This is a genomic window from Achromobacter veterisilvae (assembly GCF_900496975.1).
GTDB lineage: Bacteria > Pseudomonadota > Gammaproteobacteria > Burkholderiales > Burkholderiaceae_B > Achromobacter > Achromobacter veterisilvae.
Map to the genome: position 1 here is coordinate 130,847 of NZ_UFQC01000004.1, position 21,577 is coordinate 152,423.

18 protein-coding genes are annotated in these 21,577 nt (G+C 69.0%); 10 read left to right on the forward strand and 8 right to left on the reverse strand.

Annotated elements, in window-relative coordinates:
- Window positions 1-45 precede the first annotated feature (45 nt).
- Window positions 46-2,442: a TonB-dependent siderophore receptor gene (locus tag AVE30378_RS04880; RefSeq protein ID WP_129239648.1), complete on the forward strand. Its 2,397-nt coding sequence runs from the start codon at window positions 46-48 to the stop codon at window positions 2,440-2,442.
- Between the two features lie 45 nt (window positions 2,443-2,487).
- Here AVE30378_RS04880 and AVE30378_RS04885 read toward each other — a convergent pair whose 3' ends face one another.
- Both AVE30378_RS04885 and AVE30378_RS04890 read right to left on the reverse strand, forming a co-directional pair.
- On the reverse strand, window positions 2,488-3,627 hold the full coding sequence (locus tag AVE30378_RS04885) for a CaiB/BaiF CoA transferase family protein (RefSeq protein ID WP_129239649.1): 1,140 nt from the start codon (window positions 3,625-3,627) through the stop codon (window positions 2,488-2,490).
- Window positions 3,624-4,784 (reverse strand): acyl-CoA dehydrogenase family protein, encoded by a 1,161-nt coding sequence (locus tag AVE30378_RS04890; protein ID WP_129239650.1) that lies wholly within the window; start codon window positions 4,782-4,784, stop codon window positions 3,624-3,626. The genes AVE30378_RS04885 and AVE30378_RS04890 overlap by 4 nt, the downstream gene beginning before the upstream one ends.
- An 87-nt stretch (window positions 4,785-4,871) precedes the next feature.
- Between AVE30378_RS04890 and AVE30378_RS04895 the strand changes: the two genes are divergently transcribed.
- A complete protein-coding gene (locus AVE30378_RS04895) occupies window positions 4,872-5,780 on the forward strand; it encodes a LysR family transcriptional regulator (protein WP_129239651.1) in 909 nt (302 codons plus the stop codon).
- A 27-nt stretch (window positions 5,781-5,807) separates the two neighbouring features.
- Here the strand turns inward: AVE30378_RS04895 and AVE30378_RS04900 are convergent, their stop codons facing one another.
- Complete coding sequence (locus tag AVE30378_RS04900) at window positions 5,808-6,824, reverse strand: Bug family tripartite tricarboxylate transporter substrate binding protein (protein WP_165360087.1); 1,017 nt, start codon at window positions 6,822-6,824, stop codon at window positions 5,808-5,810.
- A 226-nt stretch (window positions 6,825-7,050) separates the two neighbouring features.
- Here AVE30378_RS04900 and AVE30378_RS04905 point away from each other — a divergent pair, with 226 nt between their 5' ends.
- Both AVE30378_RS04905 and AVE30378_RS04910 read left to right on the forward strand, forming a co-directional pair.
- Window positions 7,051-8,607 (forward strand): AMP-binding protein, encoded by a 1,557-nt coding sequence (locus AVE30378_RS04905; RefSeq protein WP_129239653.1) that lies wholly within the window; start codon window positions 7,051-7,053, stop codon window positions 8,605-8,607.
- Window positions 8,608-8,716: 109 nt separating this feature from the next.
- A complete protein-coding gene (locus tag AVE30378_RS04910) occupies window positions 8,717-9,154 on the forward strand; it encodes a universal stress protein (RefSeq protein ID WP_129239654.1) in 438 nt (145 codons plus the stop codon).
- Window positions 9,155-9,160: 6 nt separating this feature from the next.
- Here the strand turns inward: AVE30378_RS04910 and AVE30378_RS04915 are convergent, their stop codons facing one another.
- From AVE30378_RS04915 to AVE30378_RS04935, 5 genes are all read right to left on the reverse strand, one after another.
- A complete protein-coding gene (locus tag AVE30378_RS04915) occupies window positions 9,161-10,075 on the reverse strand; it encodes a hydroxymethylglutaryl-CoA lyase (protein ID WP_129239655.1) in 915 nt (304 codons plus the stop codon).
- 27 nt (window positions 10,076-10,102) lie between these two features.
- Window positions 10,103-11,062, reverse strand: coding sequence for a Bug family tripartite tricarboxylate transporter substrate binding protein (locus AVE30378_RS04920; RefSeq protein ID WP_129239656.1), 960 nt, complete (start codon window positions 11,060-11,062; stop codon window positions 10,103-10,105).
- 76 nt (window positions 11,063-11,138) lie between these two features.
- A complete protein-coding gene (locus AVE30378_RS04925; RefSeq protein WP_129239657.1) occupies window positions 11,139-12,347 on the reverse strand; it encodes a CaiB/BaiF CoA transferase family protein in 1,209 nt (402 codons plus the stop codon).
- A gap of 161 nt (window positions 12,348-12,508) precedes the next feature.
- The gene (locus AVE30378_RS04930) at window positions 12,509-13,420 is read right to left on the reverse strand and encodes a LysR family transcriptional regulator (RefSeq protein WP_129239658.1); all 912 of its coding nucleotides are present in this window, start codon (window positions 13,418-13,420) and stop codon (window positions 12,509-12,511) included.
- Window positions 13,417-14,379: a LysR substrate-binding domain-containing protein gene (locus AVE30378_RS04935; protein WP_129239659.1), complete on the reverse strand. Its 963-nt coding sequence runs from the start codon at window positions 14,377-14,379 to the stop codon at window positions 13,417-13,419. Before AVE30378_RS04935 ends, AVE30378_RS04930 begins: the two co-directional genes overlap by 4 nt.
- 92 nt (window positions 14,380-14,471) lie before the next feature.
- Here AVE30378_RS04935 and AVE30378_RS04940 point away from each other — a divergent pair, with 92 nt between their 5' ends.
- The 6 genes from AVE30378_RS04940 to AVE30378_RS04965 all read left to right on the forward strand — a co-directional run bounded on the left by AVE30378_RS04940 (window position 14,472) and on the right by AVE30378_RS04965 (window position 21,572).
- Window positions 14,472-15,395 (forward strand): carbon-nitrogen hydrolase family protein, encoded by a 924-nt coding sequence (locus tag AVE30378_RS04940; RefSeq protein ID WP_129239660.1) that lies wholly within the window; start codon window positions 14,472-14,474, stop codon window positions 15,393-15,395.
- A 571-nt stretch (window positions 15,396-15,966) separates the two neighbouring features.
- Window positions 15,967-16,446 (forward strand): RNA polymerase sigma factor, encoded by a 480-nt coding sequence (locus AVE30378_RS04945; protein ID WP_129239661.1) that lies wholly within the window; start codon window positions 15,967-15,969, stop codon window positions 16,444-16,446.
- A complete protein-coding gene (locus AVE30378_RS04950; protein ID WP_165360088.1) occupies window positions 16,430-17,371 on the forward strand; it encodes a FecR domain-containing protein in 942 nt (313 codons plus the stop codon). The genes AVE30378_RS04945 and AVE30378_RS04950 overlap by 17 nt, the downstream gene beginning before the upstream one ends.
- 99 nt (window positions 17,372-17,470) lie before the next feature.
- Window positions 17,471-19,924: a TonB-dependent siderophore receptor gene (locus tag AVE30378_RS04955; RefSeq protein ID WP_129239663.1), complete on the forward strand. Its 2,454-nt coding sequence runs from the start codon at window positions 17,471-17,473 to the stop codon at window positions 19,922-19,924.
- A 5-nt stretch (window positions 19,925-19,929) separates the two neighbouring features.
- Window positions 19,930-20,877 (forward strand): alpha/beta hydrolase, encoded by a 948-nt coding sequence (locus AVE30378_RS04960; protein WP_129239664.1) that lies wholly within the window; start codon window positions 19,930-19,932, stop codon window positions 20,875-20,877.
- A gap of 131 nt (window positions 20,878-21,008) precedes the next feature.
- Entirely contained in the window at window positions 21,009-21,572 is a 564-nt protein-coding gene (locus AVE30378_RS04965; RefSeq protein WP_244234971.1) for a PIN domain-containing protein, read from the forward strand.
- Window positions 21,573-21,577: the final 5 nt, after the last annotated feature.

Below are 21,577 nucleotides of genomic sequence, written 5' to 3' on the forward strand. Positions count from 1 at the left end.
TTTCGTCTGGCTATGAAGGCAAGACCAACGATTGGAGTGTCTTTCATGTCCTCGCGTATTCCTCCGCGGCGCGCGCGCCGCTCCCGTCTCGCCCTGCGCTGCGCCATCGCGTTCGCCCTGCCGCTGGCGGGCGCGGCGCCCGCACACTCCCAGGCGCCGGCGGGCTCGGCCAGTGTCGCCATCTCCCCGGGGCCGCTCGGCGCCGCGCTGGCGGCCTATGCCGCGAACGCCGGCGTGCTGCTGTCGTTCGATCCGGCGTTGACCCAAGGGCTGCACACGGCGGGCCTGAGCGGAAGCTATCCATTCGAAGAGGGATTGCGGCGTTTGCTGGCAGGAAGCGGACTGACGCCGCAGCGCAGGTCCGACGGCAGCTACACGCTGCGTCCGGAGCCGCAGGGCGCGACGACCTTGCCGGCGGTGACCGTGCACGGCGCCGCCGAGACGGCATGGGGGCCCGTGGGCGGCTACGTCGCGCGCCGCAGCGCCACCGGCACCAAGACCGATACGCCGCTGATCGAGACGCCGCAGTCCATTTCGGTGGTCAGCCGCGAGCAGATCGAGGACACCGGGGCGGCCAGCCTGGGCGAAGCGCTGCGCTACACCGCCGGCATCCTGTCGCAGGAAGGCAACGACCGCACCACGGACGGCTTCGTCATGCGCGGGTTCCAGCTTTCCGGCTACGGCGGCATCTACCGCGACGGCATGAAGTACATGGGCAACGTCTACGACGGCACGCAGGAGCCCTACGGCATGGAACGGGTCGAGGTGCTGCGCGGCGCGGCATCGGTGCTGTATGGCCAGGCCTCGCCGGGCGGGCTGGTCAACGTGACCAGCAAGCTGCCCACCGCGGAGCCGCTGCACGAGCTGCGCACGTCGCTCGGCAACCATTCGCGCTACGAACTCGCCACGGACCACGGCGGCAAGCTGACCGAGGACGGCACCTGGACCTACCGGCTCACCGCCCTCGCGCGGGACAGCGACACGATGGTGGACTACGTTCCGGACAATCGCACGTACATCGCGCCGGCGCTGCGCTGGCAGCCTTCGGCCGCCACGTCGATGACGTTCCTGGGCACCTACCAGCGGACCCGCACGGCCTACGTCTACGGCCTGCCGGCAATCGGCACGCTGGAAGACTCGTCCCAGGGCAGGATCCCCACGCGGCGCTTCACCGGCGAACCCGGCTACGACAAGTCGGAGACCCGGTTCTACGACATCGGCTATCGCTTCGAACACGCGTTCAACGACGCGGTGACGGTGCGGCAGAACCTGCGCTACTTCTCGTCCCGCAACGAACTGCCGTCCGTCAACCTGGGAGGCTTCGTGCCGGGCACCGGCGACACCGTGATCGATCGCGGCGCGCAGGACCGCGTGGACCATTCCGACAACTTCGTGGTCGATACTCAGCTCCAGTTCAAGGGGCTGACCGGGCCGCTCGCCCATACGCTGCTGGCGGGGGTGGACTATGCGCACCGGCGCCATCGCTCCGAGCGCTACAACCGCACGCTGGCGCCGCTGGACCTGTACCACCCGGTCTACGGAGCCGAGCCCGGCGTCCGCGTGCCGGCGCTCAACAGCTCCACTTCCAGCGACGACCGCTTCGGGGTGTACCTGCAGGATCAGGTGAAGATCGCCGACAAGTGGGTCCTGCTGCTGGGCGGACGCTACGACTGGTCCAGCGAACGCACCAACGCAATCTTCTTCGACGCGAAGCAAAAGACGGACAGCGAGGCCTTCACCGGCCGCGCGGGCCTGGTCTATCTGGCCGACAACGGCCTGGCGCCGTTCGTGAGCTTCAGCCAATCGTTCGAACCGACCAGCGGCGTCGACCGCGGCGGGTCGCCCTTCAAGCCCACCCGCGGCGAGCAGTACGAGGCCGGGGTGCGCTACCAGCCGGCCGGCAGCGATACGCTGATTTCCGCCTCGGTCTACCAGCTCACGCAGAAGAACGTGCTGACGCCGGATCCGTTGTTCCCGATGGATTTCCAGGTCCAGACCGGCGAAGTGCGTTCGCGCGGCTTCGAGCTGGAGGCGCGCAGCGCCGTCGGCGCGCACGGGCGCATCATTGCGTCCTATGCCTACACCAATGCCGAAATCACGCGCAGCAACAACCCGGCCGAGGTGGGGCAGCGGCGGGGAATGACGCCGCGCAATACCGTATCGCTGTGGGGCGACTACCGGCTGGCCGCCCTGGGCTTGCCCCGGATGCGGATCGGCGCGGGGGTGCGCTATATCGGGTCCACGCTGGGGCTTTTCAACACCGCGATCGAGGTGCCGTCCTACACGATCGTGGATGCCATGATGAGCTACGACGCCGGGCCGTGGCAGTTCACGCTCAATGCCAACAACCTGACCGACCGCGTCTACGTCGCGTCCTATTCCTATGGCGCGTTCTACGGTCCGCGGCGCAGTGTGATCGGCACGCTGGCGTACCGCTGGTAGGCCGGCGGCTTCCGGGGCGCGTCATGCCTGGCCGCGCGGCCCGGCCTATCGCGGCCCGGCCTGCCCCCCCGCCCGCAGGCGCGCCAGGATCTCCTCGCGGTGCTGGTCCAGGGCGGGGACGCCGGATGCCGAAGGCGGCAAAGGCTTGGAGAACTTCACCGGGAAGCCGACCAGGCGCCCCTCGGGCGTATCGGAGGTGACCGCGCGGTGCCGCACATGCGGATCCTCGAACACCTCGTCATGCCGCAGGACGGGCGCCCAGGGAATATCGTGCCCGTCGAAGACGCGTTCCCAGTGAGCCAGGCCGCGGCTCTTGAACAGCGCGCGCAGGAGATCGTTCAGGGCCCGCTTCTCCCGCATCCGCCCCGCCCGGGTCCGATAGCGCGCGGCGGCCAGGCCGGGGCAGGACGGCGCGAGCGCCGCGCACAGGTTGCGCCAGAAGGCTTCCTCCAGGATACCGAGCGCAAGGTGCCGGCCGTCCGCCGTCTCGAAGACATCGTTGTCGGGCATGACGTGCGCCATGTGCTCAATGGCGGCGCCGGCAGGGCCGTTCATGGCCTGGAGGGCGGGCGCCATCCACGCCATCAGCGTGTCGTGGATCGACACGTCCAGGTGCTGGCCCGCGCCCGAGGCGCGCGCATCCTGCACGGCGGCCAGGATGGCCAGCGCGGCATGCATGGCCGCGCAGTAATCCGACAGGCGCAGGCGGGGCCTCGCCATGACGTCGCGCACCTGCGACGGCACCGCCCAGTATCCCGCCAGGGCCATGTAGTTCACGTCATGGCCGGGACGCTGCGCATAGGGCCCCGTCTGGCCGAAGCCCGAAATGGAACACAGCACGACGCGCGGATTGGCGCGCGCCAGCCGCGCGTAGTCCAGGCCCAGCCTGGCCATGACCCCGGGCCTGAACCCCTCCACCACGACGTCGCAGCGTTCGACCAACTGCAAGAAAATGCGCTGGTCTTCGGCGCGCTTCAAGTCCAGGCAGATGGACTGCTTGCCGCGGTTGTACTTGGCGAAGGTCTCCGCCCCCAGTTGGCGCGCGGTGTCGCCTTGCGGCTTTTCCACCTTGATCACCGTCGCCCCCAACTGGCCGAGCAGCAGGGCGGTGTAGGGGCCGGGATGCAATTGCCCCAGGTCCAGCACCGTCAGGCCGCTCAGATAGCCCGCCGCGCCGGCGCTCACGCGAGTATCCCCTTGGCGATGGTGTTGCGCTGGATCTCGCTGGTGCCGGTGACGATGCGGTACAGCCGCAGCCGCCGGAAGATGAACTCCACCGGATGGTTCTTCGTCACGCCGACGTTGCCGTGGATCTGCATGGCCTTGTCGGCGATTTCGAAGCAGCGCTCCGACACGAACAGCTTGCACATCGAAGCGGCGTCGCGCACGTCCTCGCCGGCGTCGGCCCGCGCGGCCGTGGCAAGCACCATGTGCTCGCAGGCATAGAGCGCGGTCGCCATGTCGGCCAGCATGTGCTGGATGGCCTGGAAGCGGCTGATGGGGCCGCCGAATTGCTGGCGGTGTTTGGCATAGTCCACCGCCAGCCTGAAGGCCTGGCGCGCCAGGCCTATCATGGTCGGACAATGCAGCAGGCGGTTCACGCTGATGCGGTTCATGGCGATCTTGAAGCCCTGCCCCTCCTGGCCGATCAGGTTTTTCTTCGGCACCCGGACCCGGTCGAACACGATGTCCGCGTCGACGTACTGCCCGGTCATCGGCACGCAGTCGTGCACCAGGCTCACCCCGGGGCTGTCCAGGTCGATGAATATCGCCGAAATGCCGTCGGCGCCCCGCGCGGGATCCGTGACGCACATCGTGATGGCGAAGTCGGCGAACATCGAGGCGGTGATGTAGTGCTTGGTGCCCGTCACGATGTAGTCGTCGCCGTCCGGCACCGCCGCGGTCTGCAGCCGGGTGGCGTCCGAACCTGACTGCGGCTCGGTCATCGCGAAGCAGGCCCCGCGCTCGGCGTTGACCACGGGCATGATGTAGCGGTCCCGCTGATAGGGCGTGGCGTACTGGATCAGGTTACCGATGCGCGAAGGGCCGCCCCAGTCTCCCAGCACATGGGGGAACAGGATCGCGCCGGACGCGGCGACGTCGTCCTTGAGCGTGCACAGGTCCCGGTAGGACAGCCCCTGCCCCCCGATCTCGCGGGGGAGCTGGGCGCCATAGAACCCCAGCTCGCGGCATCGCTTCCACACGGATTTCACCAAATCGCGCGCGAACTTGTCTTCGTACCCCAGCCCCAGCGACTGCTCGAGCGGAATGAGTTCGTCCTGCAAATATTGCTGCAACCGGGCGCGCAGACCGGCCAGCGCCGGGCTTGTGTCTTGGGGCATGTCGTCTCCTCTCAGTCGTTCCAAGCTTGACAGCGCCAGGCATCCTCGTGATTATCTTTTCTTCGTTTTTGATAACCGGGCGGAATCATGAGACTGGAAGACCTGGACTACTTTCTGGCTGTCGCCCGGCTGGGGCACGTGGGCCGGGCCGCCGACGGCATCGGCGTCAGCCAGCCCGCGCTGACCAAAGGCATACGCCGGCTGGAAGAAGAGCTGAAGCTGCAGTTCTTCGTCCGCACGCCCAAGGGCATGGAGCTGACGGTGCCGGGGCGGGCCTTCTATCAGCGCTCGGTACAGGCAAGGCGCGAACTCGATGACGCGATGCAGGAAGCCGGCGACCTGCACCGGGGCAGCATCGGCTTGCTGCGCGTCGGCGTCACGCCGCTGCTGGCCGAGCCGTTCTTCAACCCGGCCTGCATCGAACTGCTGGCGCAACGGCCGGCGGCCAAGGTCCAGGTCATGGTCAGCCTGAACGACGCCTTGATTCCCGCCCTGCGCCAGGGGGACGTGGACTTCGCCATCAGTTCGTTGTTCGAGTCCGCGACCGCCGGCGAATTCGACCGGGAACCCTTGTTCTCCGACAAGCTCTTCGTCGCCGCTCGTCCCGGGCATCCTTTGCTGGACCGCCGCAAGATCCGCTTTGCCGACCTGATGGCCTACCAGTGGATGCTGCCGGGCCCGCAAACCGCGTCGCGACGCTGGCTGGAAGCCAAATTCGAACAGCACGGCTCGCCCCCGCCCAATGTGATGATCGAGTCCAACGCGTCGGTGTCGGGCTTGCTGGGCATCCTGCACAGCACGGACCTCCTGACCCTGGTGAGCGAGATCACCCTGTCGGCGCACGCCGGCCAGGGCCTGAGCGTCCTGCCCCTGGACGAAATGACCTGGCACCGCCAGATCGGCGTGCTGACGCGGCGCAACAGCTACCAGTCGCCGCTGACGCAGCGGCTGCTGGAGATCCTGCGCGAGCACGCCCGGGCCAGGGCCGCGGCGTAGCGCGCGCATGCCCGCGCGCGGGCCGGCCTAGTCCGCATGCAGTCCCAGTTTCTCGATCAGCGGCCCATAGCGGGCGGACTCTTCATCGATGAGCGCGCGCAGTTGCTCCGGCGTGCCGCTGATGGGCGTGAACGACTGCGACTCCAGCGCCCGCAGCACCTGGGGGTCCTGCATGGCGCGGCCGACGGCGGCCGCCAGCTTGTCCACGATGCCGCGCGGCGTATTCTTCGGCACGGCGATTCCCGCCCAACTGCCGCTGTCGAACCCGGGGTAGCCCAGCTCGGCCACCGAGGGCACGTCCGGCAGGGACACGGCGCGCCTGGCGCTGGTGACTGCCAGCGCGCGGATTTTCCCAGACGCGAGGAAAGGCATGGCGGGCGCCACCGCCACGATGCCCATGTCGATCTGTCCGCCGGCCAGATCATTGAGCGCGTTGCTGCCGCCCCGATAAGGCACATGGATGGCGTCCAGGCCGAAATGCTGCTTGATCGTCTCGAACGTCAGGTGCATGGAAGAGCCGACGCCCGGGCTGCCGTAGCTCAGCTTGCCGGGATGGGCCTTGGCGTAGGCAAGCAGTTCCGCGAAGGTCTTCACCGGCAGGGCGCTGCTGACCAGGACCACGTGGGGCGCGATGCTCAGCCCGGACACCGGCGCCAGGTCCGCGATCGGGTCGAACGACAGATTGGGCGTGAGGTGCTTGGCGATCGCGAAGTTGCCGCCGTACTCCAGCAGGGTGTAGCCGTCGGCGGGCGCGTTGGCGACCTTGGCGCCGCCCAGGTTGCCGCCGCCCCCGCCCACGTTCTCGACAATGATGCTCTGGCCCAGTTCCTTGCCCAGCGGCACGGCGACCAGCCGGGCGATGTAGTCGAACTGGCCGCCCGCCGAGAACGGAACGATGAGGCGTATGGGTTTGTCGGGGTAGCCGGACGCCGCCGCGCCGGAGGCCTGCGCGGGCGCGGCGGCCAGGACGGCCGCCAAGCCCAGGCTGGCCGACGCCAGGCAACGGACCGCCCTGCCCCAGAGGCGGGAATTTCGCTTATCCACTTTGTCTCCTGTTCTTGTACAAGGCGTGGCCCGGCGCGGGCCCGCTTTCGCATAGAGGTAACCCGCGGGCCGCCGGAACATGATGCCGTATCGGGCGAATTCCATAACGCCCGGGAATCGCGCCGTCGCGATAACGGGGCGGCATGAGGATTCGCGTCTCCGTTATCCGCTTGCGGCCGCCGGCCCCGCAGGATAGCGGCACGCAAACCCCTGACACGGATACCTCATGAACCAAGGCCGATACACCACCCGCAACGCCCGCTATTGGCGCGACCGCCCCGCCGTCATTTTTGGCGACCGGACGCTGAGTTTCGGACAACTGGAGACCCGCTCCAACCGCCTGGCCAACGCGCTGCTGGGGCTGGGGCTGAAAAAGGGCGACCGGGTTGCCATTCTGGCCTGGAATTGTCCGGAACTCATCGAACTGGAATGCGCGCTCTACAAGGCCGGGCTGGTCAAGGTGGCGCTGAATGCGCGCCTGTCCAACCAGGAAGCGCTGGACTCGGTCAACAATGCCCAGGCCTCGGCGTTCATCGTGGACCCGGCCCATGTGGAAGGGGCGGAATCGATCCTGGACGCGCTGGAGGGCGTGCGGCACAGACTGGTGACGGGGGCCCGCGACATCGGGGGCTGGCTATCGTACGAGCGGCTGCTGGAAGCGGCCGCGGACCGCAATCCGGACGTCCCGATGCAGGCCGACGATCTGGCCGTGCTGCACTTTACGTCCGGATCGACGGGCAAGCTCAAGGCCGCCATGCAGACAGTCGGCAACCGCCTGGCCTCGCTGCGCAAGGTCGTGATGGGCCGCATGCGCGCCAACCCCGGCGAAGTGCTGGCGCTGGCCGGGCCAATTACGCACGCCAGCGGCATGTTCATGCAGCCGTTCCTGTTCCAGGGCGGCACGATCCTGCTGCATGACCGCTTTGAACCGGAAAGCTTCCTCGCATCCGCGGCACGGCACCGCGCCGCCTTCAGCTTCATGGTGCCCACGATGGTCAATATGCTGATCGCGCACCCGCGGCTGCACCAGCACGACCTGAGCGCGCTGCGGCAGATCTCGTATGGCGGCGCGCCGATGGCGCCGGCACGCATCCGGGAAGCCTGGGAAGCGCTGGGGCCCAAGCTGAGCCAGGGCTATGGCGCGGGCGAAACCACGGGCGGCCTGGTGCTGCTGAGCGCCCTGGACCATGCCGAAGCCCTGTCGCGCCACCCGGAACGGCTGCTGTCCTGCGGCCGCCCGTTCGGCGAAAGCGAGGTGCGCCTGCTGGGCGACGACGGCCAGGAAGCCGCGGCGGGCGAGGTCGGCGAAATCACCGTCAGCGGCCCCGACGTCTTTGCCGGATACTGGCGAGAGCCCGAGCTGTCCGCGCAGGCCCTGCGCGGCGGCAGGCTGCATACGGGCGACCTGGCGCGGATGGACGACGAGGGCTTCCTCTATGTCGTGGACCGCAAGAAGGACATGATCATATCGGGCGGGTTCAACATCTATCCGACCGAAGTCGAGCAAGCCCTGTATCAGCATCCGGCCGTGTACGAAGCCTGCGTCTTCGGCGTGCCCGACAAGCTGTGGGGCGAGACCGTCAAGGCGATGCTGGTGCTCAAACCGGGCGAAACCGCCACGCAGGCCGACCTGATCGAGCACTGCCGCAAGCACCTGGCGGATTTCAAAAAGCCCCGCAGCATCGAACTGGTGGCCGAACTGCCGAAAAACGCCAACGGCAAGCTGGCGCGCAAACAACTGCGGGACGCGCACTGGGCGGACGAGGAACGAAAAGTAGGCTGAAGCCGCGCAAATTGCCGCGGCAAGGGGTAGTATGGGCGAAGCGGTTGCTGTTCACGCTCCTTGGAGGCCGGCGGGCTCGCGCCGTCCTCTTCACCCTCAGGAGGTCGTCATGTACAAGCACATCCTTATCCCCATCGATGGATCCGCCCTGGCCGCCGCCGGCCTGGAACAAGGCCTGGGCCTTGCCCGCGCGCTGGGCGCCAGCGTCACGGTGCTGACGGTCTACAGCCCCTTCCAGACGATTTCAATGGAAAGCGTGCAGCTTGAAGGCGTGCGCTCGGAATATGAACGCCACGCCCGGGATCTGGCGCAGTCATACCTGTCCGAGGCGGCGGCCCGCGCAAAGGCCGCGGGCGTGGAGTGCACGACGGAAATGCGGGAAAGCAGCAACCCCTACCAGGCCATCATCGACCTGGCCATGACCCAGGGCTGCGACATGATCGCCATGTCGTCGCGGGGCCATGGCGCCATGGCGGCCATGCTGCTGGGCAGCCAGACGCAAAAGGTGCTGGCGCACTCCACGCTGCCGGTGCTGGTGTACCGCTGAAGCCGGCTAGGCCCGGAAGGTCCTGGGAATGCCCGCGGCGGCCACGCCGCTGCGCAGGCTTTCCCGCGGCAGCGCGCTGGCCAGCAAGGCGCGCGCGGCCAGCAGCCTGGGCAGGTCGACACCCGTGCGGTACCCCATGCTTTCCAGCATGAACACGAGATCCTCGGTAACGATGTTGCCCGACGCGCCCGGCGCGAAGGGGCAGCCGCCCAGCCCGCCCAGGCAGGCGTCGAAACCGCGGATGCCCTCGTCCAGGCCCGCCAGCGCATTGGCCAGGCCCAGGCCCATCGTGTCATGCAGGTGCAGCTTGGCCAGCCGCTCGCCCACGGCGTCCTGCGTGGCGCGCACCGCGTCGCGGACCTGCGAGGGATAGGCGTAGCCCACGGTGTCGGCCAGCGCGATTTCGTCCGCCCCCGCCCGCGCGGCGGCGGCGGCCACCTGCGCCACCCGCCGCACCGGCACCGCGCCTTCCATCGAACAGCCGAAGGCCGTGGCCACGGCCGCGTCGATGCGCATGGGCCGGGCCTGCGACTGCGCCCAATCGACGATGGACGCCAGCACCTCCAGTTGCGCGTCGGTTCCCTTGCCCACGTTGGCGCGGCTGTGCGTGTCGCTGACCGAGACCGGGAACGACAGCACGTGCGCGCCCGCCTCGTGGGCGGCGATGGCGCCCTTGAGGTTGCAGGCCAGCGCGCAGACGGTCAGGCCGTCCATCTTCAGGACTTCGGGCAGGATGGCGCCGGTATCGGCCATCTGCGGCACCAGCCGCGGCGACACGAAGCTGCCCACCTCGATCTCGCGCAGGCCGGCGTCGGCCAACTGCCGTATCCAGCGCAGCTTGTCGGCGGCGGGCATCATGCCCTTGGCCATCTGCAGCCCGTCGCGCGGGCCGACCTCGCAAAGCCTCACTTCCTGGTTCATGGCTGTGTCCTGTGGTCTGCGCCGGGGCTATTGCTGCACCACGATGCCCGCGCTCTGGATCGTCTGGCGCGCCTTGCCGATGTCCGACTGGATCAGCGCGGCGAACTGTTCCGTGGAGACCGGATCGGTTTCCAGTCCCTGCGACGCCAGCGCTTCCTGCACGTCCTTGCGCGCCAGCAATTTGTTGAAGTCGCCGTTCAGGCGCGAGACGACGGCGGCCGGCGTCTTGGCCGGAGCCAGCACGCCGTAGTAGGTGACCACGCTGAAATCCTTGTAGCCCAGCTCCGCGACGGTGGGCACGTCCGGCAGCGCGGGATTGCGCTTGGGCGAGGTCACCGCCAGCGCGCGCACCTTGCCGGACTTGATCAGCATCGCCGCCGACGAGATCGACGAGCCCGCGAACTGCAGGTGCCCGCCCATCAGGTCGGCCAGCGCGGGGGCCGATCCCTTGTACGGCACGTGCTGCATCTTGAAGCCGGCCTCGTGTTGCAGCATTTCCATGGCGATGTGCACGCCGCCCCCGGTTCCCGACGTGCCGTAGGAGATCTTGTTGGGTTCCTTCTTGGCGGCCTCGATCACTTCGGGCAGCGTCTTGTACGGCGAACCGTCGGCCACCAGCAGCACCATGGGCGTGGTGGCCACCAGCGCCACGGGCGCCAGGTCCTTGACCGGGTCGTACGACACCTTCATCAGGAGCGGAATCAGCGTGACGTTGTCGGACTGCCCGATCACCAGGTCGTAGCCCTCGGCAGGCGAGCGCGCCGCCTCGGCCAGGCCCAGCGCCGTGCCCGCGCCGGGCTTGTTCTCCGGGATGACGGACCAGCCGTTAAGTTCATGCAGCTTGGTGCTCATCAGGCGGCCGATGTAGTCGGTGCCTCCGCCCGGGGTGGACGGAATGATGATGCGGATGGGTTTGCTGGGGTAGTCCTGCGCGTGCGCCGTGCAAGCGGCGGCCAGGGCCGCCACCGCCAGAAGTTTGCGGATCATCTCGGGTTGTCTCCTCTTTGATGGACGTCTTGGCGGTCTGATGCCGCCTCGACAGGGGTCGGGCGCTAGCGCCCGGTCATGCAATGACTCCCGCCGCGCGCAGGGCGTCGATGCGCGCGGCATCCCAGCCCAGGCCGCGCAGGATGGCCTGCGTATCGCCGCCCTGCGCGGGCGGGTCGGAACGCTTGCCGGCCTTGCGGCCGTCGAACTCGATGGGCAGCGCGGCCGCGTCGATCTCGCCGCCGTCCGGCAGCCGGGTCTTCAGGAGCGCGCCGCCCGCGTTCAGATGAGCATCGTCCAGCAGGTCGTGCGGCTGGCGGATGGGCCCGTACGACAGGTTGGCGGCTTCCAGCGCCGCGCACAGTTCGTCGGTCTTCCAGGTCTTGAGGATCTCGCCCACGCCCGGCACCAGCCAGGGCCGGGCGGCCTCGCGATCGACGGCGGTGGCCAGCCGCGGATCGGCGGCCCATTCGGGCGGCAGGAACTTCTGGGCGAAATTGCGCCATTGCGCGTCGCCGACGACGGCGACGAACACCCGGCCGTCCGCCGTCTCGAAGATGTCGTACACGCCCCAAGGCGGCCTGCGCTCCGAGCCCATGGGCTTGGGCGCGGCGCCGGTCAGTTGGTACTGGGCGACGAACTGCGCGACCAGCAGCAGGTTGTTCTCGAACAGGCCGGAGCGCACGTGCCGGCCGCGCCCCGTGGCGTGGCGGTCGTGCAGGGCCGCCAGCGCGCCCACCACCCCGAAGGTTCCGCCGAGGATGTCGTTGACCGACGCCGCCACCCGCTGCGGCGTGTCCTCGCCGCCGTTGATGTAGGCCAGCCCGCCCATCATCTGCACCACTTCGTCGAGCGCGGTGCGGTGCTTGTAGGGACCGGACAGGAACCCCTTGAGCGACACATAGATCAGCCCCGGATTCTCGGCGGACAGCGATTCGTAATCCAGGCCGTACTGCGCCAGGCTGCCGTCGCGGAAGTTCTCCACCAGCATGTCGGCCCGCAGGGCCAACTGGCGCACCGCGGCCTGCCCTTCCGGCGCCTTCAGGTCGATGGCCAGGCTTTGCTTGTTGCGGTTGAAGACGGGGAAGTAGCCGCTGCCCGAGCCCTTCAGCCGGCGCGTGCGGTCGCCCTCGATGGGTTCCACCTTGATGACCTCGGCGCCCAGGTCGGCCAGCGACAGGCCCGCCGCCGGCCCCATGATCATGTGGGACAGTTCCAGCACCTTGATGCCGCGCAAGGGCAGTTCGCTGCTGTCCATGAAGGGTGAAGCCGGTACTGCGCTCATCGGTGTTTCCTCTTGCCTGCCGGATGGATGGATCGGCGCGGGCAAGTGGAAGACCGGGCTTGCCGCTGCCGGAATGCGCCCATGATCGCCGCCGCCGCGGCATCGCGGGTAGCGGTCTTTCAGCACCGGGGTATTCTCGTTTCGGAACGTCCGGGTTAGCCCTAGGGCAGCACGCCCAGGTGCGCCAGCAGGGTGCGCGCCGCGGGCGCCAGCGCGTCCGGATCCCGCACGGCAATGCAGATGGGCGTGCTGGACCACGGGCCGGTCAGGCGGATGAAGCGGATGTCCAGGTGCGCATAGCGGGCCTTCAGGTACAGCGGCACCACGGCCACGCCCATTCCCCGCGCGACCAGCGTGCAGATGGTTTCGTGCGCGCTGACCCGCGCGCTGATGCGCCGCGTCACGCCCGCGGCCTGGGCCGCCTGCTCGAAGACGCTGCTGATGCCGTTGTCGCGGTTCAGCTCGACCAGCTCGAAAGGCAGCAGTTGCGCATAGTCCAGCGTCTCGCGCTCGGCCAGCAAGTGCTGGTCCGGCACCACGGCCGCCAGCTCGCAATGGCCGCAGGGATACACCTGCAAGCCGTCGTGGCCGAAGTCCGACCCCGCCGCCACGTCCGCCTGCCCTTCCAGCACGGCGCGGAAAGCGGCCTGCGTGGTGTCCTCCTGCAACAGGATGTCGATCTGGGGATGGGCGCGCCGGAAGGACTGGATCCGCTCCGGCAAATCGCCCGACAGGGCTGCGACGCTGACCGCCAGCCTGACGCGTCCGCGCACGCCGGTGGCGTATCCCGCCATTTCCCGATGCATGCGCTCCATGTCCTGCAGCAGCCGGCGCACGTGCGCGGCCAGCGCGGTGCCGGCGGGCGTGGGCTGCACGCCCTTGACGCCGCGGTCCAGCAGCAGCACCCCGAACGCCTCCTCCATTTCCGACATGCGCTTGCTGACTGCGGACGGCACGATGTTCTCGCGCGCGGCGGCCCGCGCCAGGCTGCCCTCTTCCAGGGCGGACAGGAACAGGCGCAGCGACACCAGGTCGATATCGCGCGGCAGGGAAACGGGCTGGGCGGGCTTCATGGCCGCAAGTGTCCCGCGCCTGGCGGCGGTGCGCAATCGGTCCAGTCGAAACCTTCCAGCAAGCCCAGCACGCAGCGCCTGACCGCCGCCACCGCCTCGTCGCGCAGCGCGTCCGCCCGCCATCCCATTTCGATGGCGTAGCCCGGCATGGCGACCGGGCAGGGCAGCATGCGCAGGCCCGCCGCCGCGGCCAGGCCGCGCGCCGCATGCGCCGGCAGGGTCGAGACGGAATCGCCGCCGCGCAGCAGGAAAGCCAGGGCGGAGAAATGCGTGGTCGAAGCCCGCACCCGGCGCGCCAGCCCCAGGCCGTGCAGCACCTCGTCCACCACGCCGATGAAGCCGCCCGAGGATACGAGGACGTGCTGGCGGCGGATGAATTCCTCCACCGACAGGGCCGCCTGGCCGGGCGCCAGGCTCGCGGGATCCACCAGGCAGGCATAGCCGCCCTGCCCGACCGTCACGCGCTGCAGGGCATGGGCGGCAAGGCCGCCCGAGGCGATCACCAGGTCGGCCTCCCGCGCCATGAGCATGTCCGCGGCCAGCCGGCTGTGGGTCTGTCGGAAGATGATGCGCAGGCCAGGCGCGCTTTGCGCGACCGCCCGGATCGCGTCCCGTCCCAGCGCGATCTCGAAATCGTCCGACAGGCCCAGCGTCACCGACCTGCCCGCGAAGTCCGTTGCGCCTGGCCGCGCCAGCGCCAGGCTCTGCCGGCATTTGTCCAGCGCCTCGCCGATGACGGGCCGCAGTTCGCGCGCGCGCAGACTGGGCGCCAGTCCCCGCCCGGTGCGGGTGAACAGGGCGTCTCCGTACAGCGCGCGCAAGCGGCCCAGCGCCGCGCTGACGGCCGACTGCGTCACGCCCAGCCGCAACGCCGCGCGGCCGGCGCCGCCCTCGTCGTAGATCGCCTCGAAGACCTTCAACAGGTTCAGGTCCGTCGACTCGATATCAATCTTGTTCATATCATTTATCTCTGGGCGGGATTGATTGATTTTAGAGCCCGCCGGACACTAGGACGCATCGGCATTCCTCCCCCACGCACCGAGACCTGGCCATGACCACCAAAACCATCGCCGCGCTGCAGATCGGCTCCTCTCCGGAAGGCAAGGGCCGGACCCTGGAGAACATACTGGCCTACGAAAGCGAGATCGCCGCCTCCGGCGCCTCGCTCGTCGTCATGCCCGAAGCGCTTCTGGGCGGCTACCCCAAGGGCGAGATCTTCGGCACCCGCCTGGGCTACCGCCTGCCCGAAGGCCGGGAAGCCTACGCCCGCTATTACGAGAACGCGATCGACGTGCCCGGCCCGGAGACGGAAGCGCTGGCCGGGCTGTCGCAGCGCACCGGCGCCAGCCTGGTCGTGGGCGCGATCGAACGCGGCGGCAACACGCTGTACTGCACGGCCCTCTTCTTCGAACCCGCGGCCGGACTGGCCGCCAAGCACCGCAAGCTCATGCCGACCGGCACGGAACGCCTGATCTGGGGCCAGGGCGACGGCTCGACCCTGCCCGTCATCGACGCGGCGGCCGGCCGCATCGGCGGCGCCATCTGCTGGGAAAACCACATGCCGCTGCTGCGCACGGCCATGTACGCCAAGGGCGTCGAGATCTGGTGCGCGCCCACGGTGGACGAACGCGACATCTGGCAATGCTCGATGCGCCACATCGCCCACGAAGGCCGCTGCTTCGTCGTCAGCGCCTGCCAGGTGCAGCCCTCGCCCGCCGACCTGGGCGTGGACGTGCCCGGCTGGGACGCCGCCCGGCCGCTGATCAACGGTGGATCGGTCATCGTCGGCCCGATGGGCGACGTGCTGGCCGGCCCGCTGCGCGGCAAGGCCGGCCTGCTGACCGCCCAGGTGGACACGGACGAACTGGTGCGCGCGCGCTACGATTTCGACGTGGTGGGACACTACTCCCGCCCGGACATCTTCTCGCTGACCGTGGACGAACGGCCCCGCCCGCCCGTGCGTTTCGTGTCGTGACCGGCGGTCCCGGCGGGATGGTATAGTCACGCCGCTGCCGGCCCTTCCGGGGCCGCGCAACGCCCGAGTGGTGAAATTGGTAGACACAAGGGACTTGAACTAATTTGAGCCCTTCGGAGGAAACTCCAAAGGTGTAGCCCGTCAAACTCGGCGAATGCCCTGGACCCGTTCCGAGCCGACGCCGAGCCAAGCCCAGGCCGAAAAGCCCGGGAAGGTGTAGAGAGCAGACGGCGGGCACCTAAGGCCGCAAGGCTACGGTGAAGGCGTGCTCCAGACCACGAACGGCGCCCCCGCGCTGGCGGCGAAAGCCGAAGTGGTAAGAAAATCCCTCGGCCTCGCGGCCGTACCGGTTCGATTCCGGTCTCGGGCACCACCCGCCCGCCTCAATGGCGCGCGCCTCGGCTTTCTCTTCTTTTGCAGCGCGTCCGCGCAAACCTCCTCGCGTTCCGCCCGCTTCCCATGCGGGCATGCGGCGGCTAGAATTGCGTCTGATTCTTATTCGCAAACCATTTTCTTCAACGTGGAAGCGCCCTCGACTCCTGCGCCAGCCGATCGCACCGCGGTGGCATCGATGTACCGCGAGCATCACGCCTGGCTGTTCGCGCTGGTGCGGCGCCACGCGGGCGGACACCCGGCCGACGCCTGGGACCTGGTGCAGGACACCTTTGAACGCCTGTTGCGCCAGACCTACCTGGAGCAACGCGGCTGGAGCCGCGGCTATCTGGCCACCATCGCCCGCCGCCTGCTGATCGACTGCCACCGGCGCCGCGCGCTGGAGGCCGCTTATCTGGCGGCGCTGGCGCAACAGCCCGAGCCGCTCTCGCCGTCGCCCGAAATGCTGGCCCAGGTGTCGCAGCAACTGCTGGCCGTATGCGCCGTGCTAGACCGCATGCCGCCGCGCATGCGCCGGGTGTTTCTGCTGGCGCGCCTACAGGGCCTGTCTTACGAGGCGATCGCGGACCGCCTGAAGCTCACGGTCAATGTGGTGCAAAAGGACATGGTCCACGCCTGGCAACGTCTTTATCACACGCTCGATGTCGACACGCCCTGACCCGCGCAAGCCTGACGCGGTCGCCCAGGCGGCCGGCTGGCTGGTGCGCCTGGAGCGGGACGACAGCGCCGCCACGCGGGAGGCCTGGCAGCGCTGGTACGCGGCGGACCCCTCGCACGCGGCGGTCTGGCAGCGCTTCGCGCTGCTCCAGGAGGCCGTGCCCGCAAACGGCGCCGCCGCCGCCGCGCTCGGGGCCATCGACTTCCAGCATGGCCGCCGCCGCGCCCTCAAGCTGCTGGTGGCCGGCGCCGGGATAGGATTGGGCGGCCCCCTGCTCTACGGCCGGGCGCAAGAAGCGGGCTGGCTCGCGGCCTACCGCAGCGCCACCGGCGAACAGCGCAGCCTGGCGCTGAATGACGACGTCGCGCTGATGATGAATACCGACACCGCCCTGGACGTGACGCGCGACGGACGCCGCCTGGACATCGCCCTGCGCGACGGCGAGATCATGCTGGACACCCGCGCGGCGGACCCGGCGGTGCGGATCCTGACCCGCGGAGGCTGCATCGTGCCCACGCGCGCCCGCCTGGTGGTGCGCGCGCAAGGCCCGCAGACCCGCGTGGCGCTCGAAGCGGGGCAGGCCGCCATCGCCACGCGCGGCGACCTCAACCAAGAACTGCGCGCGGGCGACGTCCGCCGCTTCTCGGCCCACCAGATCGCGGAGGTCGCGGGATGGGCCGGGCGCGAGTTCGCCTGGGTGCAAGGCATGCTGATCGCCGACGACATGCCCCTGGACGCATTTCTGGCGGAATTGGCGCGCTACCGGCCGGGCCTGATCCAGTGCGACGATCGCGCGGCCGCCCTGCGCGTGAACGGCAGTTTCCGGCTGAAGGACACGGACCAGGTCCTGGAAGCGCTGGCCGCCACGCTGGGCCTGCGGATCCAGTACCGCACGCGCTACTGGGTCCGCGTCGAATCGGCCTGATATTGAAACAATATGTAAATATCCGGCAGGTTCGCGGCCCCCGCTCGTTTGGATAGGTTGAAGCCCGCTGCGCGGGCCCCAACCCAAGAACCCATACCGATGTCCCAACGAATCTCCCATGACGGCCAGGTCCGCCGCTTCAAGCCCGCCACGCTTTGCCTGCTTCTGTGCGCCGCCGCGCTGACCGCGGCGCCCCCGGTATCCGCGGCCGAAAGCGCCGCGGTGGATATCGCCCTGCCGGCGCTGTCCCTGCAAGACGCGATTTTGCGGCTGGGCCAGGCCGCCCGCGTGACCATCATCAGCGCGCCGCCGCTCACGGCGGGCAAGCAGGCACCCGCCGTGCATCTGCAGGGATCGGTGACGCAGGCGCTGCGGCAATTGCTGCAAGGCAGCGGCCTGCGGGCGGTGCCCAACGCCAATGGCGAGGGATACCGCATCGAGCGCGCGCCCGAGCCTGTCGGGGAAGGCGCGGCCATGCTGCCCGCGGTGACGGTGACCGGACTGGGCGCCGGCGACATCGGCCCGCTCGCCCTGGACAGCAGCGTGGGCACCAAGACCGACACGCCCATCATCGAAACCGCGCAATCGGTATCGGTGGTCAACCGCGACCTGATGGACATGATCGGCGCCAAGACCACCGCCGAAGCCCTGCGCTACAGCGCCGGCGTTTCGGTGGGCTCGTATGGCGTGGACAGCCGCGTCGACGAGATTTCCGTGCGCGGCTTCCGCACCGGCAGCTTCGCCAACAACCTCTACCTCGACGGCCTGCGTCCGCCCGGCAGCAGCAGCGGCGCCACCGCCTCGGCCACCCAGTTCGACGGTTTCGGCCTGGATCGCGTCGAAGTGCTGCGCGGTCCGTCGTCGGTGCTGTACGGCCAGATCGCGCCGGGCGGGCTTATCAACGTGGTGAGCAAACGGCCCACCGATTACGCGCGCGGCGAGATCGGGGTGGGCACCGACAACTATGGCCTGGCGCGCCTGAACGCCGACGTCAGCGGGCCGGTCGATGCCTCGGGCGAATGGCTGTACCGCGTGGTCGGGACCGCCTACCACAGCGACACCCAGGTCGATTACGTCGAACTCAACCGCGTGATGCTGGCGCCCAGCCTGACGTGGCGGCCGTCGGCCCGCACCTCGCTGACGCTGCTGGCCAACTATCAGCAGGACCGCGGCGGCAGCACCTACCAGTTCCTGCCTTCGCACGGCACGTACTACGGAACGGCCTATGGCCGTTTCGGTTCCGACCGATTCCTGGGCGAGCCCGGCTTCAACCGCTACGACCGCACGCAGTACGCCATCGGCTATGAATTCAGCCACGCCCTGACCGACCATGTGAAACTCGGCCAGAAACTGCGCTACATGCGCGTGGACACCGACAACGACGGGGTCTCGCGGCAGGGCGATCTGCAGGCCGACGGCCGCACCCTGCGGCGCACTGCGTCCAGTAACGAGATCCGCTCGGAAGGCTTCACGGTCGACAATAACGCGCAGTTCGATTTCGGCCTGGGCCAGACCGCGCACACCCTGCTCACCGGCCTGGACTACCGCACCCAGACGATCCGCGTGGCGCAAGCTTCCGGCACCGCGCCCCCGCTCGACGTATTCGACCCGGTCTACGGCGGCCCGGTCGTGATGGGCGCCATGGCGCCCAGCCGGCGCAGCGACAGCGAACAGACCGGCGTCTATGCGCAGGACCAGATCCGCTGGGGACAATGGGCCGCCACGCTGGGCGTGCGCCACGACTGGTCGCGGGATAATTCGCTGGTGCGCGCCACGGGCGCCAAGACGCGCTATGACGACGAAGCCACCACGTGGCGCGCCGGCGCGGTCTATCTGTTCGAGAACGGCCTGGCGCCCTATGCCAGCTATGCCACCTCGTTCGAGCCGGTCAACGGCGCCGGCTTCGAAGACCAGCCCTTCAAGCCGACCGAAGGCAAGCAGGCCGAGGTCGGCATCAAGTACCAGCCGCCGGGTTCGCGCAGCATGATTACGTTCTCGGCGTATGAAATCACACAGCAGAACATCACCACGCCGGACCCGGACCCCACGCACCTGTGCAACGGCAGCCAATGCCAGGTCCAGACCGGTGAAGGCCGCGTCCGCGGCCTGGAGCTGGAAGGTAATTTCGCGCTGACCGACAGCATTACCGTGGTGGCTTCGGCGACGCTGATGCGCAGCGAAGTCACCAAGAGCAACGGCACGGAGCGGGGCAATGAACTGCCGCGCGTGCCGCGCCACAGCTACAACCTGTGGGTGGACTACCGCCTGCCGCTGGATATCGCGCCCGGCCTGAGCATCGGGGCCGGCGTGCGCCATACCGGCAGCAGCTACGGCGATACCGCCAACGATTACCGCAGCCCCTCGGCGAACCTGATCGACGCGGCCATACGCTACGATCTGGGCGCGGTCGATCCCAGCCTGAAGGGCCTGAAATTCTCCCTCAATGCCAGCAACCTGACCGACAAGGAATACCTGGCAAGCTGCTCGGGCAACGCCAGTTGCTACTACGGCGCCCGGCGCAATATTTCGGCGAACCTGAACTACACCTGGTAGACCCCATGACACACAAGATTTCGCGCCCGATTTCCGCCGCCGTGCTGGCGTGCATCCTGGCCGCGGCGGCGCAGGCGCAGACGGCGGCGCCCGACTCGCCGGTGCGCCCCGGCATGCAGCCGCTGGGAGAAACCGTGGCCGACCGCCCCTCGGCGGTCTACCGGTTCGAGACGCACAGGCTGGATTCGGACGACGGCAAGCGCCATTACCGCATCCAGATCGCCATTCCCAGGAATGCACCCGAGGCCGGCGGCAGCCCCGCGCTCTATATGCTGGACGGCAACGCCGCCCTGGCCACGTTGACGCCGGCCGACCTGGACAAGCTGGGACAGGGCCGCGCGCCGGTACTGGTCGCGCTGGGCTACGACGTGGCCACGCGCAACGACGTCGTGTCGCGGGCCTACGACTACACCCCGCCGGTGTTCGAGAACGGCAAGCCCGTGCCCGGCCCCGTAGTGCGCGGCCGCGTCGGCGGCGGCGCCGACGTTTTCCTGGAGTTCATCCGCGCCAAGGTAAAGCCGCTGGTGCGCGAGCGCGCCGCCATCGACCCGGACCGCGAATACCTGTGGGGGCATTCGTACGGCGGCCTATTCACCCTGCACGTGCTGTTTACGCAGCCGCAGGCGTTCGCCCGCTACGTCGTCGGCGACCCCTCGGCCTGGTGGCACGACGGCGCGCTGGTCGAGGAGTGGCGGCAGTTCGACGCCCGCAAAGCCGCCGGCAAACGGGTGGCCGTCCTGGTGGGTACCAAGCCGCGCGACCCCGGCCGCCCCCCGCCCGGCGGCGCGGAGCCGGCCGCGGGCGAGGATCCCCGCGCCGCGGTGCGCGAAATGGCCCAGGGCCTGAAGGCGGCGGGCGCCGACGCCACCTACGAAGCCTTCCCGCAGTTCGGCCACGGCGAGATGATCCGCGCATCGCTGGAAAGGGCCCTGGAGGTGGCGGTCCAGCCTTGAAGCCCGGCGTTTCGGCGGGAGCGCTTACACTGCACGGTCGCGGTCTTATCCCGACCGCCCCGAACGCCTCGACAGCCTTGACCATCCCGAACGCCTCCCCGCCCTTCATCGTCCTCGACGCCTGCGTCCTCATGTCCGGCATCCTGCGCCGCCTGCTGCTCCGGCTGGCCGAGGCCGGCGTGTTCGTGCCGGTCTGGACCGACCGCATCGGCGAGGAATGGCGCCGCAACGCGTCGCGCATCTGGGAAATACCGTCCGAGGTCATGACCGAGATGTGGGACGACATGAATGCGCGCTTTCCCGCCGCCCGCGAAACGGACACGCAGGTCTACGAGGCCTCCTTGCGCTACAGCGATCCCAAGGACTTCCACGTGATCGCGGCCGGCCTGGCGCGCCGCGCCCGCTGCGGCCTGCAGCAGCCGCCCGTGGTGCAGGTGCTGACCTGGAACCTGAAGGATTTCAACCGCTCGGAATTGCGGCGCCAGGGGCTGGACGTCTACAACCCCGACCGCATGCTGGTGCAATGGTGGCAGGCCCGCGCGGACAGCATCCGCGAGGCGGTGGCGCAGGTGCCCGCCGACTACGTCGCGCTGGGGCGCGAGCCCGAGCCGCTGTCGGCGACCCTGCACCGGGAACGGCTGTACGGCCTGAAGAACCTGCTGGCGCGCGACGTCGCCCCGGCCGGCGCGGCCTGAGGCGT